Annotated in this window: 11 protein-coding genes; 5 read left to right on the top strand and 6 right to left on the bottom strand. The window is 62.7% G+C overall.

Annotated features, from left to right (window positions below):
- Nucleotides 1-169 precede the first annotated feature (169 nt).
- The 5 genes from IM701_RS16065 to IM701_RS16045 all read left to right on the top strand — a co-directional run bounded on the left by IM701_RS16065 (nt 170) and on the right by IM701_RS16045 (nt 8,495).
- Nucleotides 170-3,052 carry a TonB-dependent receptor gene (locus IM701_RS16065; RefSeq protein ID WP_193828747.1) on the top strand — a complete coding sequence of 961 codons (2,883 nt, stop codon included), beginning with the start codon at nt 170-172 and terminating at the stop codon, nt 3,050-3,052.
- A gap of 91 nt (nt 3,053-3,143) precedes the next feature.
- Nucleotides 3,144-4,124, top strand: a complete 981-nt coding sequence (locus tag IM701_RS16060) for an alpha/beta hydrolase (protein WP_230487919.1) — start codon at nt 3,144-3,146, stop codon at nt 4,122-4,124.
- Nucleotides 4,121-5,722, top strand: coding sequence for a family 43 glycosylhydrolase (locus IM701_RS16055; protein WP_193828745.1), 1,602 nt, complete (start codon nt 4,121-4,123; stop codon nt 5,720-5,722). Before IM701_RS16060 ends, IM701_RS16055 begins: the two co-directional genes overlap by 4 nt.
- Entirely contained in the window at nt 5,722-7,137 is a 1,416-nt protein-coding gene (gene uxaC, locus IM701_RS16050; protein WP_193828541.1) for a glucuronate isomerase, read from the top strand. The genes IM701_RS16055 and uxaC overlap by 1 nt, the downstream gene beginning before the upstream one ends.
- Entirely contained in the window at nt 7,134-8,495 is a 1,362-nt protein-coding gene (locus IM701_RS16045) for a mannitol dehydrogenase family protein (RefSeq protein ID WP_230487918.1), read from the top strand. Before uxaC ends, IM701_RS16045 begins: the two co-directional genes overlap by 4 nt.
- 63 nt (nt 8,496-8,558) lie before the next feature.
- Here IM701_RS16045 and IM701_RS16040 read toward each other — a convergent pair whose 3' ends face one another.
- From IM701_RS16040 to IM701_RS16015, 6 genes are all read right to left on the bottom strand, one after another.
- On the bottom strand, nt 8,559-9,668 hold the full coding sequence (locus tag IM701_RS16040; protein ID WP_193828744.1) for a pectinesterase family protein: 1,110 nt from the start codon (nt 9,666-9,668) through the stop codon (nt 8,559-8,561).
- The gene (locus IM701_RS16035; protein WP_230487917.1) at nt 9,665-10,645 is read right to left on the bottom strand and encodes an alpha/beta hydrolase; all 981 of its coding nucleotides are present in this window, start codon (nt 10,643-10,645) and stop codon (nt 9,665-9,667) included. Before IM701_RS16035 ends, IM701_RS16040 begins: the two co-directional genes overlap by 4 nt.
- A 63-nt stretch (nt 10,646-10,708) precedes the next feature.
- Nucleotides 10,709-13,747, bottom strand: a complete 3,039-nt coding sequence (locus IM701_RS16030) for a TonB-dependent receptor (protein WP_193828743.1) — start codon at nt 13,745-13,747, stop codon at nt 10,709-10,711.
- A gap of 115 nt (nt 13,748-13,862) precedes the next feature.
- Nucleotides 13,863-14,834, bottom strand: coding sequence for a FecR family protein (locus IM701_RS16025; RefSeq protein WP_193828742.1), 972 nt, complete (start codon nt 14,832-14,834; stop codon nt 13,863-13,865).
- The gene (locus IM701_RS16020) at nt 14,831-15,319 is read right to left on the bottom strand and encodes an RNA polymerase sigma factor (RefSeq protein WP_230487916.1); all 489 of its coding nucleotides are present in this window, start codon (nt 15,317-15,319) and stop codon (nt 14,831-14,833) included. Before IM701_RS16020 ends, IM701_RS16025 begins: the two co-directional genes overlap by 4 nt.
- 410 nt (nt 15,320-15,729) lie before the next feature.
- Entirely contained in the window at nt 15,730-16,842 is a 1,113-nt protein-coding gene (locus IM701_RS16015) for an alpha-hydroxy-acid oxidizing protein (RefSeq protein WP_193828740.1), read from the bottom strand.
- Nucleotides 16,843-16,859 lie beyond the last annotated feature (17 nt).

Here is a 16,859-nt window from a genome sequence, read left to right as displayed (position 1 = left end):
CCAAGCCTTTGCGGGCATGATCGCTGCGGGATCGGATCGATAGCCGGTACCATGTTGGTAGCAGGGCCGGCTTGCGGGAGCAGTGGTGCACAGAAAGGTTGTCGCTTCGCGTCATCCCTCTTTGACACCGGTATCAATGGGCTCGACAAGGGCAATGAGGGGATTCATCATGCTTACTTCAGTTTCGCGCATATCGCTGTTCAGGATGGCGTTGCTGGCGGGCGGCGGGCTCGCGGCAAGCGGTCTTGCCCAGGCGCAGGAAGCGGTCGCAGCTCCCGAAGCACAAGTCGGCGCAGACGATGCGGCTATTGATGATGCGATCGTCGTGACCGGATTCCGCCAGTCACTCCAGGCGGCCATCAACGTCAAGAAGAACGCCGTCGGCGCAGTGGATGCCATCGTCGCCGAGGACATCGCCAAGTTCCCAGACCAGAACCTTGCCGAATCGCTGCAGCGCATCCCCGGCATCTCGATCTCCCGCGATGCCGGTGAAGGCCGCGCCATTACCGTGCGCGGTCTGTCGAGCCAGTTCACCCGCGTCCGCGTCAACGGTCTTGAAACCGTGGCGACTTCGACCGACGGCGCATCGGCGAACCGCGACCGCGCATTCGACTTCAACGTCTTCGCTTCCGAGCTCTTCAGTTCGATCGTCGTCCACAAGACCGCCGAAGCAAGCCTCGATGAAGGTTCGCTGGGCGCCGTGGTCGATCTCAACACCGGCAACCCGCTGGCCGGCAAGGCCGGTTTCACCGGCGTCGCCTCGGTCGTCGGCACCTACAACGACCTGTCGGATTATGTCGGCCCGCGTCTCGCCGGCCTGCTCAGCTGGCGCAACGATTCCGGCACCTTCGGTGTGTCTCTTTCTGCCGCGTACCAGAAAACCAAGGTCCTTGAGCTTGGCAACAATACGGTGCGCTGGTCACAGGCCCGCTTTGACTCCGTCAATGGCGCGCCATGCTTCACGCAGAGCGCCACCGACCTGACCGGCCGCCAGAACTCCGGCGGGACCTACACCGTCGGTCGCAACGCCGCGTGCGACAAGGCCGCGCTTGCCTTCCACCCCCGCATTCCGCGCTACGGCGAGGTCAAGCATGACCGCGAACGCCTGGGCCTGACCGGCTCGGTCCAGTTCGCGCCGACCGATGCCACCAAGTTCTCGATCGATGGGCTCTTTTCCCGCTTCAACGCCGATCGCGAAGAGCAGTGGGGCGAAGTCCTGCTGCGCAGCAACGAGCGTTCGATCGACGTCGTGAACCCGGTCTACGACAGCAACAACAACATGATCTCGGCGACGCTCAACGATGCATGGGTCCGCACGGAGCATTACCTTCGCAAGAGCAAGACCGAGTTCTATCAGGTCGGCGGCACCTGGGACCAGGACCTGTCGGATACCTTGCGCTTTACGGTGCTCGGCGGTTTCTCGAAATCGGATGCCGACATCCCGGTCGAAACCACGATGATCTTCGATGATCGTGACGCGCAGGGGTACAGCTTCGACTACACCGACATGAAGAGCCCGAAGCTGACCTTCGGCACCAGCGTGACCGACCCGGCCAACTTCCAGCTCGCCGAAATCCGCGACCGCCCATCGACCGTGGTGAACAAGTTCAAGACCGTGCAGTTCCGCACGGAATGGGACGTTGCGGAGGGCTTCACCGTGAAGGCCGGTGCGATGTGGCGCCGCTTCAATTTCGACACCGAATCCTACACCCGCGACACCGCTGTGTGCGGCAATGGTGGGCTTGACCGCGTGCTTGGCACGATCACGTGTTCGGCCTCGTCAGTCTTTGGCCCGACGGCCGTTTACGGCATCCCGGTGACGGCGCAACTGGCGCAGGTGTTCAACCTCGGCAATGCCGGGCAGCCAGCAGGCAACACCAACGCCTGGCTGGTTCCGAATCTCGAAACCACCACGGCGCTGACGAAGCTCTACGACCGCGCGCTCGTTCCCGATGCTGGCAACATTCGCGGTGTCCAGGAAACCACCAAGGGCGGTTACCTGCAGTTTGACGGCAAGGGCGAACTACTGGGACTGCGCTATGCGCTCAACGCAGGCATCCGCTATGTGAAGACCGAACAGTCCTCCTATGGTCTTGTCAGTGGGACCCAGGCCACGGTCGAGCGGTCGTACGACAACTGGCTTCCCTCGGCGAACGTGGCGTTCTACCCGACCGAAGACCTGATCGTTCGCGGCGCAGTTGCCGAAGTAATCACGCGTCCAACGCTAGGCTCCCTGACGCCGGGCGGTTCGGCGGACGGGTTCAACTTCCGGGTGAACAGCGGCAACCCGTTCCTCAAGCCCTTCCAGGCCACTAACTATGACCTGTCGATCGAATGGTATTTCGCTCCGCAGGCGCTGATCTCTGTGGCGGGCTTCATCAAGGATGTGGCCAGCTTCACCCAGAGCGCAGCCATCACCGAGGCGACCTTCGCGCAGACCGGCCTTCCGGCCTCGGTGCTGAACCCCTCTTCGCCAGCTGCGCTGAACCCAGCCCTCCTCAACCAGCCGATCTGGACGCTGACCACCACCGTCAACGGCACCGGTGCAAAGCTCAAGGGTATCGAACTGGCAGCGCAGATCCCGTTCAAGATCTTTACCGAAGGCTTCCTCGGCAACTTCGGCATCATCGCCAACGCAACCTTCATCGACAGCGATGCAACCTACACGCTGCAGGGTCCGGCGACTACGCCAGGTGGCGCGTTGGTCAACGTCGACAGGACCGCGGCTCTTGCCAACGTCTCAAAGCAGGCCTTCAACGGCACGCTGTATTATGACGACGGCCGCTTCTCGGCCCGCGTAATGGGCACCTATCGCGGCCGCTATCACGAGGGTGCGAGCGGCACCGGCAACGTCCTCGAAGGCTATGGGTCGATGTTCAACCTCGACGCCTCGATGCGGTTCAAGCTGACCGATTGGGTCGAACTCTCGGTCGAGGGCAACAACCTGCTCGATACCTACCGCTATCGCTACACCGACATCGACGCGAACCGGAACTACGAGAACAATCATTATGGGCGCAACATCCTGGTGGGTGCCCGCTTCAAGTACTGACGACCAACCTGCCGGGCGCATCCCTCCCGCGCCCGGTACCTCAGAAGGAGCTGCCATGACTGTCGCAGGATCACTGGATCGTCGATTTTTCATGGCAGCTTCTCTTTTGTCACTCGGCCTTGGTGCAGCAGCGAGTGGCCAGACGCCGCCGCCCGCCGTGTCCGGTGGCCCCCTGCCCCCTGGCCTGCCACAGCCATCCGAAACGATCGATCTTTGGCCAGGCGGCGCGCCCGGCCAACCGGCCAAAGCACTGGTCGAAACCGTGCAGGAGCGCTCGACTGACCGCCTCGTCACCGATCGTGCCGTCTTCGGGATATCCCGCCCGCGCATGGCTGTGTTCCGGCCTGACCGCCCGAACGGCGCTGCGGTCCTGATAACGCCGGGCGGGGGCTATCGCTGGGTTGTGGTCGACAAGGAAGGGTACGAGATGGGCCGCTGGCTCGCGGCCCGTGGCTTCACCGCCTTCGTCCTGTTCTATCGCCTGCCCGGGGAAGGCTGGGCAGCGGGTCCGGATGTCGCACTATCCGATGCGCAGCGCGCCATGCGCCTCATTCGCCAGCGCGCCAGGTATTTCGCAATTGATCCGGAACGCGTGTCTGCAATGGGTTTCTCAGCCGGCGGTCATGTCTGCGCCGATCTTGCCACGCGCTTTGCGGTGAAGACCTATGCCCCGGTCGATGCGGCAGACGCGCTATCGGCCAAACCGCACAGCGCCGCGCCGATCTATCCGGTGGTCTCGATGTCCGCACCCGATGCCCATCCCGGTTCGCGCGAACTCCTGGTCGGCAAGGCCGCTGCGCCGGAGATGGAAGCTGCGCATTCCCCTCACCGCAACATGCCGCGCGATGCCCCGCCACTGTTCCTGCTTCATGCCGAGGACGATGACGCGGTACCGGTGAACAATACACTGCTGCTTCGTGCCGCCGCCAAGGCACAAGGCGTGCGCGTCGAGACCCACCTGTTCGAGTTCGGCGGCCATGGCTTTGGCCTGCGCAAGGCAATCGGCAAGCCGGCCGAGGTCTGGCCGGATCTTTGGCGCGCGTGGGCGCGAACCACGGGACTGGCGCTATGACTGTGAATCGCCGTGATGCGCTGAAATCTGCCGCCCTCGTCTCTTTCGGTCTTGCCGCGCCTCTCGGAGCAAACGCAGCACCTGCGCCGCGCGAGGTCCCCTCGCGGCACCGGGGCTTCGACAACCAGCGCGTTGCCGATCTGGGCAACGGCATGTTTCTAAACCCGATCCTTTCGGGCGACCGTCCGGATCCGGCGATCCTCAAGGACGGCAAGGACTATTACCTCACCTTCTCCAGCTTCGAGAGCTATCCCGGGCTGCTGATCTGGCACTCACGCGATCTGGTGAACTGGCAGCCGCGCAAGCCTGCGCTACACAGGAACATCGGATCCGTCTGGGCAGTCAGCCTTGAGAAACACGCCGGACGCTACTTCCTTTACATCCCGGTGAAGGCTCTCCCACGCAACGAGATCTACGTGATCCATGCCGATCATATCGACGGGCCGTGGAGCGATCCGGTCCCACTTGGACTGCACGACCATATCGATCCGTGCCATGCGGTCGGCGAAGATGGTTCGCGTTGGCTGTTCCTGTCGGGCGGCGATCGCGTACGTCTTTCGGACGATGGCCTGAAGATCGCAGGCCCGGTCGAACATGTCTACGACCCATGGCGATATCCCGATGAATTGGACGTCGAAGGCTTCTCGCCCGAAGGTCCCAAGATCCATCGCATCGGCAAATGGTTCTACATGCTCACCGCCGTCGGTGGCACTGCCGGCCCGCCCACAGGCCACATGGTCATTGCCGCACGGTCGAAGTCGATCCACGGACCCTGGGAGCAGCATCCCGGCAATCCACTCGTCCGAACCAAGGACGTGCGCGAGGCATGGTGGTCACGTGGCCACGCCAGCTTGGTCGAAGCTCCTGACGGATCGTGGTGGAGCCTTTATCATGGTTTCGAGAACAGCTTCTGGACGCTTGGACGCCAGTGCTTGCTTGATCCAGTCGCCTGGACTGCAGATGGCTGGTTTCACATGCAAGGCGGCGATCTCTCCAAGCCCCTGGCCAAACCGAGCGGGGGCGAGGCGCTTCCCCACGGCATGCCGCTGAGCGACAATTTCAGCACGCTGCAACTCGGAACAAAATGGTCGTTCTTCCGCCCGGCGCCCGATGAAGCGGACCGCGTGCGCGTTTCCGACAGGACCCTGTTCTTCAAGGGCAAGGGTCTGGCACCATCGTCCGGTTCGCCCCTGCTGCAGATCGCGGGAGATACGTCCTATCAGTTCGAGTGCGACATCGAGCTGGCCGAGGGCGCCACTGCTGGACTTGTGCTGTTCTACGACGACAAGCTTTATGCCGGTCTAGGCTTCGACAGGGAGCGTTTCGTCACGCATCAGTACGGGATGGAGCGCGGCCGGCCAGCGAACCCGCACGGTTCGGCCATGCGGATCCGCGTGACCAATCGTCGCCACATCGTCAGCTATCACACCTCGGGTGATGGCGGACGCACCTGGCGCAAGTTCGACCGCGGAATGGAAGTCTCAGGCTATCACCACAACGTCCGTGGCGGTTTCCTGATGCTGCGTCCCGGCCTTTATGCCGCAGGACCGGGCGAAACGAAATTCCGCAGCTTCATTTTCACCGCACTGGACGACTGATGCCCCGCATACTTGAGCTTCATCCGGACCGGCTTTTGCCGGCCGATCCATCGGTGCGCGCGATTGCGCGCGAGCTTCATGCAAGCGTTGCGGGTTTGCCGATCGTCAGCCCGCATGGTCATACCGATCCGCGCTGGTTTGCGGGCAACGAGACCTTCGGCAATGCCACCGACCTGTTGCTGGTGCCCGACCACTACGTCTTCCGCATGCTCTATTCGCAAGGGGTGGCGCTGGAAGACCTTGGCGTGCGCAACAAGGCGGTCGATCCGCGCGCGGCATGGCGGCTGTTCGCCGAACGCTACTGGCTGTTTCGCGGCACGCCTTCGCGGATGTGGCTCGACTGGGTCTTCGCCGAGGCCTTCGGCATGGGCGTGCAGCTGGGCGCGGAGACTGCCGACCTCTATTTCGACACGATCACCGAGATGCTGGCCAGCGACAGCTTCCGCCCGCGCGCGCTGTTCGATCGCTACAACATCGAGGTCATCGCCACGACCGAGAGCCCGCTCGACACTCTGGAGCACCACGCCGCGATCCGCGCCGAGAACGCGCGCGCCGGCGGATGGCAGGGCCGCGTCATCACCGCCTATCGTCCCGATCCGGTGATCGACCCGGAGTTCGAGGGTTTTTCAGCGAACCTCGACCTGTTCTCGGGGCTGACCGGCGAGGACTGCCGCACGTGGACCGGCTACCTTGCCGCCCACCGCCAGCGCCGCGCCTTCTTCAAGGACATGGGCGCGACCAGCACCGACCATGGCCATCCCACGGCAGCAACTGCCAACCTTTCCGCATCCGAAGCGGCTGCGCTGTTCGAGCGGGTGGTTTCGGGCGAGTTCCATTCCTCGGACGCCGAGCTGTTCCGCGCCCAGATGCTGACCGAGATGGCGGCGATGAGCCTGGACGATGGCCTTGTCATGCAGATCCACCCCGGGTCCTTCCGCAACCACAATGCCGCGCTGTTCGAACGCTTCGGGCGCGACAAGGGCGCCGACATCCCGACCCGCACCGACTTCGTCCATGCCCTGAAGCCCCTCCTCGACCGGTTCGGCAACGAGAAGGACCTCTCGATCATCCTCTTCACGCTGGACGAGAGCGCCTATGCCCGCGAACTCGCGCCGCTGGCCGGGCACTACCCCTGCCTCAAGCTCGGCCCGGCCTGGTGGTTCCACGACAGCCCGGAAGGCATGAAGCGCTTCCGCCAGATGACGACCGAGACGGCGGGCTTCTACAACACCGTCGGCTTCAACGACGATACCCGCGCCTTCCTTTCGATCCCGGCACGGCACGACGTTGCCCGGCGCATCGATTGCGGCTTCCTGGCGCAGCTGGTGGCCGAGCACCGCATCGAGGACTGGGAAGCGGCAGAGCTTGCGCAGGACCTGTCGTACAATCTGGCGAAGAAGGCCTATAACCTGTGAAGCGCCTGTCCCCGGACACGCTGGCAGCCCTGCCCGCAGAGGTTGCTCGCCCGCTCTACGATCGCGAAAGCCAAGAGGTTGGCATCGTCCACTTCGGCATCGGCGCATTCCACCGCGCGCATCAGGCCTGGTACACCGATGCGGCGATGAATGCTGGTGACCGTGACTGGATGATCACCGGTGTCTCGCTACGCTCGGCGGGCGTTGCGCGGCAGATGAACCCGCAAGGCGGGCTCTATACGGTGGTCGAGCAATCGGACGACGGGATGCGCGCGAGGATCGTGGGATCGGTCCGTAACGTGCTGGTGGCGAGCGAGGAACCCGATGCGGTGATTGCCGCCGTGGCTGCGCCTGCCACCCGCATCGTCAGCCTGACGGTGACCGAGAAGGGCTACTGCCGGCAGGGCGATGGCAGCCTTGACTTCGATCTCGCGCATTCCTTGAGCTTCTACTACTTCGTCACGCAAGGCCTGCTGGCGCGGGCCAAGGCGGGACTGCCCGGCGTGACGCTGCTGTCGTGCGACAACCTGGCCGAGAACGGCGCGATACTCGAGCGCCTGATGCGCCAGTACCTTGCCCGGCACGAGCCTGATCTGGTGGACTGGTTCGATCGGAACTGCACCTGCCCCGCGACGATGATCGACCGCATCGTGCCCGCCACGACCGACGAGGACCGCGCGGCGGTGGCAGCAGCGCTGGGCGGTCCTGAAGACGAGGCCTGCCAGGATGAAGCCTGCCAGGATGAAGCTTGTGTCGTCACCGAACCGTTCAGCCAGTGGGTGATCGAGGACCGCTTTGCGTCCCCGCGTCCGCGCTGGGAAGCTGTCGGCGCGCAGATCGTCTCCGAGGTTGCCCCTTACGAGACGGCCAAGCTGCGCATGCTCAACGGCGCGCACTCGCTGCTGGCATACTGCGGGCTCAGGGCGGGCCATGAATATGTCCACGAAGCCATTGCCGATCCTGCCTTGCGCAGCCTTGCCGAGCAGTTGATGCGCAACGAAGCCGCACCGACGATCGCGACCGCACCGGGGCAGGACCTTGCCGCCTATGCCGACGCCCTCATCGCCCGCTTCGCCAATCCCAGCCTCAACCACCGCCTGATCCAGATCGCCATGGACGGTTCGCAGAAGATCCCGCAGCGCTGGCTCGAGACGCTGGCGCACAACGAGAAACATGGCCGCACCTGCCCCGCCATACGCGAAGGCCTGACCGCCTGGATCCACCACCTGCAAGGCCACAACGGACCCGTCGACGACCCCCTCGCCGACAAACTCTCCCGCGCCGCCAAAAGCGCCGATCCCATGACCGCGCTGTTCGGTGAAGGCGGGCTGCTTACCAGCAGTTGGCGGCCGCAATAGCCTGAATGGCCCCATCCTGTAGCCGTCGGCTCGCAAGTTTTGGGGCAGGTCTGGTGAGATCCGCTACCGGCCGAGCGGGATACTGGCGAATTCCTGCCTGATCTCCTGCAGGGAACGTGCGTCGCGCCAAGTCATCCCGATTGACTTCAATGCCGCGCCGGGGCCGGTGGATCCCCGTTCGGCAAAGCGCGCGTCTTGCGGGTGGAAGACGGTACCCATGGTGCCGTCCCTCGACGTTCCATTCATCGGCGCCCAACGGTCGGGATGGATATGCGCGTCCATGTGGCATTCGATGAAAAGCGCATGTCCGACAGCTTCAGGATCGGCGTAGCGGCCATCGGCAAAGCGCTTTGTCGGATGCCATGGTCGGGCGAGCGCGACCGAAGCGTCCGGCACGCCCGGCTCGCGCGTCAGGCGGCTGCGATAGATCACGAGGCCTGTAGACTGGGATAGAGGGGTGGAAGGCGCCGCAATGAAGGAATGAAACTCGCCCGGTGCGATTTCCGCGGCCCTCTTCCTCGTCCGGATTTCGCTGTCTTCGATCAGCAGCTGTCCGTTACCGAAGATGAAGTCGATATTGCCGGAAATCAGCGAGCGCGCGATCCAGGCCCGGCCGCCATTCGTGAAAAGGGTATCCTGATAGCCGAGTATCGCTGCATCGCTGATCGCCACGCTGTCGCTGGCCACATCGAGGAGAAGCGCAACGGCTTGCGGGTTGGCAATCTTGCCTTCATCGCTGCCTGCGAGCGCATCGTTGGCCAGATAGTCAAAGGTGTTCTCGATCGCGATGTCCGAAATGCGCACCTCGGCTGCATTGATCGTGAGCGTGGCGGATCCCGGCGTTCCCCAGTTGGCGCGGTGATAACGGCCCGATGTCTGTGCCACGGCGCCGAAGTGGAGGCGGCTGACGTTCCGCCCCGCCCCAACGATCTTGATGCGGTTGCGCCGGATCACGGGCTTCTCTTCGTAATCGCCCGGCATGACGCGGATCTCGATCCATCGTTCCGACTGATCCCGCTCGGCCGCATTCAAGGCGAGCTGCACCGAGGTGTAGCAAGGCAAGGCAGACCGAGTGCAGTCCCGTGCAACAGCGTATGTATCGGCGGCAGGACTGGCCACAGCGGACGCTCCGCCGAGCAGTGCTGCGGCGAGGACTCCCAAGCAGAACTTCATCGCCCATCCCCAGTCTGGCTGGAACTCAGAAGGGCACGCAGAAACCGGTCGATCCTGCGCGCGGTAGGTGTCAGCCACGGCTCAAAAAGCCAGAAATCGTGTGGGGCATCGACCAGATCATATACTTCGGTCCGCGTTCCATGGCTTTTCAGCGCCGCCAGCACAGCCACTCTCCCTGCGGTAAAACGCGGGATGCCGCTCCCGAGGATCAGGGTCGGCGGAGACCTCGGCGAAACATGATGCGCGGCACTTGCGTCGATCCAGGTCTGCGGGGCGCTTTCGAAAGATCCACCGACCCATTGCGCAAACGGCGACTTGTCGCCCGCCGCATTCTCGAACTGCAACGCCAACGGATCGGTCATGTCGAGCACCCCGTCGAGATCGATCAGGGCAGCGACTGGTACCATGCGGCCCGCCTCGTCGGTGCGTAACCTTGCGTCATATGCGAGCAAAGCCGCCATCTGCCCGCCGGATGACGCTCCGCCTACAGCTATCCAACCGGGCTTGATGCCAAAGTGAGCCGCATTGTCGTGCACCCAGCGCAGGGCGTCTGCCGCATCGGTCATTCCCGAAGGATACCCGGCTTCGGGCGCCAGACGATACTCGGGAAGAATTACGGTATGGCCCAGTCCGGCGAGGCGGCTGGCCAGTGGGTAAAAGTGGCTCTTGTCGCCCGATCGCCAGGCACCTCCGTGAACCAGCACCAGTGCAGTGCCCAGCCGTCGTTTCTGCGACGGCAGGAATACATCAAGGCCAAGGCTGCGATCAGACAGGCGCTTGTAGGAACGGTCGAACAGGATCTCCTGTCCCTCGGCAAGGGTCACTGCCGGCCAGGTGATCCCGCTGTACTGACCTTTGTACCGCTCGAAGCGCTGGGCGACGGTATAGCTGTCGTCCACCTCTCTTGCGGTTGCCGGCAACGAACCGGTCAGCCCGCAGGCAGCTGCAGCCGCAAGTGCCATCCTCAACAGCGTCATTAACCGGCCGCTTTCATGCAAGGGGGCCGCCCGCGAGGGGATTTGCGGACGGCCCAGTCATCGTCAGAACTGGTAGCGCGCTCCGACGAACCACTGCGCCCCCGTCCGCGAGAACTCGCGGCCCAGATACTGGCTGCCGTCGCCGGTGCCGTATATCCGCTCCTTCTCGTTCGTGATGTTGATGCCCTGTACCGTCAGGGTCAACTTTGGCGTGATGTTGTAATAAGCCGACAGGTCGACATGGGTCGGACCGTACTTGCGCTCCTGAACGTGGCCGTTTCCGCCCGGTTCACTCAACAGATAGTCATCGCGCTTGTTCACCGAAACGCGAATGCCCATGCTACCGGTGTCAAAATAGCCGGTGAAATTGTACGAATTGGGCGAAAGGCCCGTTGAGTCACGCGCCGATACATGGGTGTAGTTCGATGCCACGCCAAAGTAGGACAGGACGCCCGGCAGGAACGTGAACGGCGCGTTGAGCGTGACTTCGACACCCTTCACGCTGTTGCCGCCAGGGGTATTGACCGCCTGGAAGAAGGTGTAGGGCACCTTGGCCGGATCGGCATTGTAGGATGCGTCATAGCGGGGATCGGCGTAGATCGCCTGCCAGTATTCCTGCGGCACCGGCTTGGTCACCACAGCAGTGCTGAGCGAGCTGATGATATCCTTCTTGAACAGACCGGCAGCGATCAGTCCGCCCTTGCTGAAGTACCACTCCAGCCCGACGTCGTAATCGTTGGAAAGGTACGGCTTGAGGTCTGGATTGCCGAGATTGCCGACGGTCCTTGTGGTGTATTCGAAGGTCGGGGCGGCGATGTTGAGCGAGCCCAGCCCCGGCCGCGTCATCGATCGGGCATATGCGGCTCGCGCCACGATGTCGGGAGTGATGTTCAGCGCCAGATTGAGCGAAGGCAGGAAATTGTCATAGCTGCGCTTCACCGAAACCGCAGAACCGGCAATGGTTGCCCGAGAATCGATGTTGGTCTTCACGTAGCGGACGCCACCGTTTGCGCGCAGAACCATCCCGCCGAGGTCGAACTCCCCGGTAACTTCGCCGTAGCCGCCCAGTGTCTTCTCGATCACTTCCCAGCCCGCAGCCGTATTGGGCGTATAAGTATCGGAGATCAGGTTGGACGCGCCAACCTTGTCGAAATCGAAGACGGCGAATGTCGGCAGGCCACCCGAGACGACGCCCTTGCCGAAGTTGGAGATGGGGAACGGTTGCAGGTAAGTCTGCGGCGCAAAGCTGGGCAAGTTGCCCTGCGCTTCGGAATAGGCCACCGACCTGCGGCTGTAGGCCACGCCGGTGCGAGCGGTTATGTTGCCAGCCTCGAGAACCAGGTTGCCCTTGGTGGTAAAGTTGTCCTTGATCACCTTGTTCAGGCGGTTGGCCGCTGTCAGCGCATTGATGAAGTTTGCAGCGTTGTTCGGATCGTAGTTGCCATAGTTCAGGACCGGCACGTCCTGGTTCTTGGTGAAGTCATACGAGTAGAAGTGCGGGACTGATCGTGCATAGAAGCGCAGCTCCTCGCGGTCGGCCGCGTCGCGCGCCTTGCCAGCCATGACATCAAGCTTGAGGTTGTCCGACGCCTGCCACTTGGCCGAAGCCACATACTGCTGGAACTTCGAAACCGAAGTCTGGTGACGACTTTCGTACCACGAAGTGACATCGTCAAACGACGCGGCAATCAATTGCTTGCCGTCTGGAGCGATCGTGAACGAACGGGGCGTCTGTCCGACGAAATTGCCGGCCGGACCATGTGTCAGCAGCCACTCCATCGAGTTGTAGCTGAGACGGTCGTTCTCCAGGCGCGAGAAGAGCCCGTCGAAGCTGACTTCCAAGGTGTCCGTCGGACGGAACTGCAGCGAGCCGGTCAGGCCGAGACGCTTCTGGTTGTTGCCGAAGAAATCGGCGCGAGGCAGTCGCGGCGCCCACAGGCAGTCCAGATTGTCGGCAGCCGGGCAGTCCACCGGCGTCCCGGACACGACGGGATTGGTGTCAGCCCAGCTGTCGCCATTGACGAACGGCGATGTCCAGCGGACCGAGCCGAAGCCTTCCTGATAAACGGTGCGTTCCGAGTAGGCGGCAGACACCAGCACGCCGACCCTGCCATCGGCAAACTGATCGGAAAGCATGGCGGTGACGCGGGGATCGACCTTGCGGGTAATCGAATTGTAGCCGCCCTGCGCCGAGATCACGGCTTGCGGCTTGTTGAAATCGAACGGCTTTGCCGAATAGAGATCGACTGTACCGGCGATGCCGCCCTCTTCGATCGATGCTCGCTGCGTCTTCTGGACATCGACCCGGTTGAACAGCTCCGATGCAAAGATATGGAAGTCGAACGCACGGCCGGCATTGATGGTGAAACCGCCCGAGTCCAGACCGTCGCTGCTGGCAGGAACCTCCATTCCGTTGAGTGTCGTGCGCGTGAAATCCGGGGCAAAGCCACGCAGGGTGATGTTGCGACCTTCGCCACCTTCGCGGGAGATCGCGACGCCCGGCAGGCGCTGAATGGACTCCGAAAGGTTGAGGTCCGGCATCTTGGCCATGTCCTCGGCCAGAATGCTCTCGGTCAGGTTGATTGACTTGCGCTTGATGTCCTGGGCGCGAACCAGGCTGCCGCGAAAGCCGCTCACGACGATTTCCAGCTGCTGCGCAGGAGCGTCCTGCATGGCTTCCTCGGGCGCAGCAGCAGGAGCGGTGGCGGCCGCCACCGGTGTCATTTCGCTAACTGGGGTCAACGCGGACGCGCGTGTCAGGGCCACTGGCCGAGACGTCACCGTGGTCGACGGACTTCTCGTGACGATGGCATAAGATCCGTTGCCGAGCTGGCGCGCGGCAAGACCCGTCCCTGAAAGCAGCCGGTCAAGCGCCTCGCCAACGCTCATTTCGCCCCGAACGGCGTTGGTGCGGATCGAACGCGTTACCTTTCTGGCGGCAATGACCTGAACATCGCCCTGTCGGCCAAGGATGCTGATCGCCGTTTCGGCGGGTTGCGCATCGATGGAGAACTGCCGGGTCTGCGCAGCGGCTTCAGCTTGTGAGGAAACCGCACAAACAATAGCTGACGAAGCTAGCAGTATATTTCTCGAAACCGACATCAATCCCTCCCATATTCAGGCTTGCCAGGCTTTTGATTGTGCCTGTGCAAACAAGAGCTCCCAGAAACAAAAATCCTTCCAAAAAAGATTTGCTTCCGATCTTTTTTCAGGTCGCCTACTCTATTCTGATAATTCCCGGCTCGGCAGTATTTATGCGGACCCCAAGGCTTGCTTTGACCGCTTCTGCGAAACCATCCGGATCGTTTACACGAAACAGACCGTCGAATTGTTCGGCTGCGATCGCCGGATCGGCGATGACGATCTGGCGCCGGTTATAGCGGTTGAACTCCTCGGCAGCGCTGGAAAGAGGCGTGCCGTTCAGATCGATCATTCCGCTGCGCCACGCCAGCGCGCGGTCGACGTCGGTAGACTGACCGGTTTCGAAATCGACCAGCGCACTGGCGCCGACGATCGCCCGGTCCCCGCCCTTCAAGGTCAGCTTCAGGTTGCTGTCGTGCCTTGCGGAAGTCTCGACCACGCCTTCTGTCACGAGCACTTCCACCGCCGTTCCCCGGGTCCTGACCGAGAACGCCGTGCCGACCGCGCGAACCTGGACGTCGCCGACCTGGACAATGAACGGCCGCTTGGCATCCTTGGCGACCTCAAACCAAGCCTCGCCCTGCAGCAGGGCGATCTGGCGAACGTCCTGTGCAAGGTTCACCTTGATCTGGCTGGCAGAGTTCATCGTCATCACCGAACCGTCAGCCAGTGGCAACCGCCGGATCTCGCCCACCCGCGTCTCGAAATCAGTGGCACCGTCTCCCAGCCGGAAAGCAAGGTAACCACCAACCACCGAAGCGGCAGCAGCGCCCATCAACCCACGGCGAGTCCAGCGACCGGCGGATGAAATCGCAAGCGGTGCTGATGGCTCTTCATTCTTGGAGTCTGTCGCGGCCGAAGCTGGGTCGAGTGCAACCCATTCGGCTTCCATGCGCAGCAACAGGCCACGACGGGCGGGGACCTCATCGAGCCAGGTCTGCAGCGTTGCCTCGTCCGTTGCCGTCCAGGCGCCGGAGTCCATTCGCGCTATCTGCCCCGCGATGAAGTCCTCGTCCGAGGATCGGGTGCTGTTGACGGGCGAAGTCATGTCCGACCTCCACGCCGTGCGGTGGGCCGTGCCGTTCCGCTTATCAGCGCATCGACTTCCGCCTCGGTCTGCTGCCATGCCTGACGGACTGCCCGAACCCCAGTCCAGATCTGTTTCTCTACGGCTTTTTCCGTAATGCCGAGATGCGCGGCGATTTCCTTCTGCGACCAGCCCTGCAGCTTGCGCAGTTCAACCACTTGCCGGCAACGTTCAGGGAGGCCCGCGATAATGGCGAGGACGCGTTGATAATCCAGGCGGCTCTCGGTCTGACGTTCCGGAGACTGCAGGGAATCGTCGCTGACGCATTCGATGTCTGCGACGACGTCCAGCGCGACGATCTGCTGTCGCTTGATGCGGCGCAGCACCAGGTTTCTGGCTACGGAGTAAAGGTACGCTACCGGATGCTCGATGTGATCGACCGCCGGGAGCATTGCAATTCTGCAGTAGGCTTCTTGCATGACCTCGTCGATCTCCTCGCCGGGCAAGCGGGACCGCGCAAGCCACCCCCGAACCCGCCGCTCATGCGGCAGCAGGTGTTGCGCAACCCACGTTGCCCTCTGGCGACGTTTCGCCAGCTCCGTGTTCGCCTCGCCTCTCGTAGCATCCTCCTGTGCGGCCGATTTTCGACCTTGCATCAAATAAGAGTCACCGGATCGCCTAATCCTTCCGCCAAGAAAAATTTTTTAGCAGCAGAAAGAGTCGACGTAACGATTACGGGTGCGGCGGACCCGAAAGCCGTACACTTGGGTCATAGAATGGGAGATCATCGAAGCACTGACCGACGAACAGGTCTTCTGCACATACACTGGTACCCTGCACGACTGGAGCATCCTATCGTTACAAGCCAGCAATGCGCTCGGCGCAATTGTGGGAAAGGTCCAAAGCTGAGCGCGGCCTACCGCGAATGTGGTGAGATTCCGCCTGCACCCAGAACAGACAGATCGATCTTATCAATGCTCGACGTGCCGGTAATTGCCATAATCTCGGCGAGTTCGGCCTGCAGCAACTTCAGCACACGCTCCACCCCCTGAGAGCCCCCCTTGGTCAAGCCCCAAAGCACAGGCCGGCCGACAAGAACGGCACGTGCGCCAAGTGCCAAAGCCCGCAGAACGTCGGCGCCTGTACGAATGCCGCTGTCTGCATAGACTTCAATGTCCCGCCCAACGGCGTCAACGATTGCCGGTAGCGCGTGGGCCACCGGTTGTGAATGGCGCAGGCCCTGGCCAGCGTGATTGGAAACGATCAGCGCGCTTGCACCATGATCACGAGCGCGCAAGGCATCGTCGGGCCGGATCACGCCCTTGAGGACCAGCGGCAGGTCCGAAAGTCCGCGCATCCATTCCACATCTGCCCAGGTTGCAGCAGCATCGGGAAAAGTTGCCCCCATCGGCCGATCTGCGTAGTCGCGAACGGCGTACATCTTGTGCTCCGGTTCCTGCCATCGCTGGAACAGCGCTTGCGCGGCAAGGCGCATGGGCCTGGGGAATGCCGGCATCACCGGAAGATCTACCGTGAAGCACAAAGCCGAAGCCCCTGCGGCTACGGCCCGATCAATCACGTGCTTTACCACGCCGCGATCGCGCATGAAGTAAACCTGCTGCCAGTATCGCCCGCTTGCTACCGCCCCCACGGCCTCTGGTGGACGCGTGCCCATCATGCTGAGCGTGGTGATCGTACCGGCCGCCACTGCCCCCCGCGCGGTTGCCACCTCCCCTTCAGGATCCACCAGCGTCGAGCCGACGAACGGCGCGGTCATGATCGGCATCGCGATCTTCTGTGCCAGCACCGTGGCAGTGGTATCGATGTGCGAGACGTCGACCAGCGCCCGCGGCCGCAGGTGCAGCGCCTGCCATGCTGCCATGTCGTCGTACAGCGTGCGCTCCATGCCGACGTTATTGACGAAGTCGCGGTAGGCCTCGGGCATCAGCGGCTCTGCCGCCGCGCGAAACTCGGCCACGTCGAGAAGGTCCTCCTGCTGCGTCACCTGCTCGAAGACAGTCTTTGCCATGATGCCCGCTCCTTTTC

Origin of the sequence: Novosphingobium sp. ES2-1 (assembly GCF_015169775.1) — a bacterium.
Lineage (GTDB): Bacteria > Pseudomonadota > Alphaproteobacteria > Sphingomonadales > Sphingomonadaceae > Novosphingobium > Novosphingobium subterraneum.
The sequence above is the reverse complement of the archived record's forward strand: the minus strand, read 5'-3'. Positions and strand labels throughout refer to the sequence as shown.

Coding starts and splice junctions, on each gene's coding strand:
- uxaC (WP_193828541.1), top strand. CDS start 5,722: ATGCCCCGCATACTTGAGCTTCATCCGGACCGGCTTTTGCCGGCCGAT.
- IM701_RS16030 (WP_193828743.1), bottom strand. CDS start 13,747: ATGTCGGTTTCGAGAAATATACTGCTAGCTTCGTCAGCTATTGTTTGT.
- IM701_RS16065 (WP_193828747.1), top strand. CDS start 170: ATGCTTACTTCAGTTTCGCGCATATCGCTGTTCAGGATGGCGTTGCTG.
- IM701_RS16055 (WP_193828745.1), top strand. CDS start 4,121: ATGACTGTGAATCGCCGTGATGCGCTGAAATCTGCCGCCCTCGTCTCT.
- IM701_RS16060 (WP_230487919.1), top strand. CDS start 3,144: ATGGCAGCTTCTCTTTTGTCACTCGGCCTTGGTGCAGCAGCGAGTGGC.
- IM701_RS16025 (WP_193828742.1), bottom strand. CDS start 14,834: ATGACTTCGCCCGTCAACAGCACCCGATCCTCGGACGAGGACTTCATC.
- IM701_RS16035 (WP_230487917.1), bottom strand. CDS start 10,645: ATGACGCTGTTGAGGATGGCACTTGCGGCTGCAGCTGCCTGCGGGCTG.
- IM701_RS16040 (WP_193828744.1), bottom strand. CDS start 9,668: ATGAAGTTCTGCTTGGGAGTCCTCGCCGCAGCACTGCTCGGCGGAGCG.
- IM701_RS16015 (WP_193828740.1), bottom strand. CDS start 16,842: ATGGCAAAGACTGTCTTCGAGCAGGTGACGCAGCAGGAGGACCTTCTC.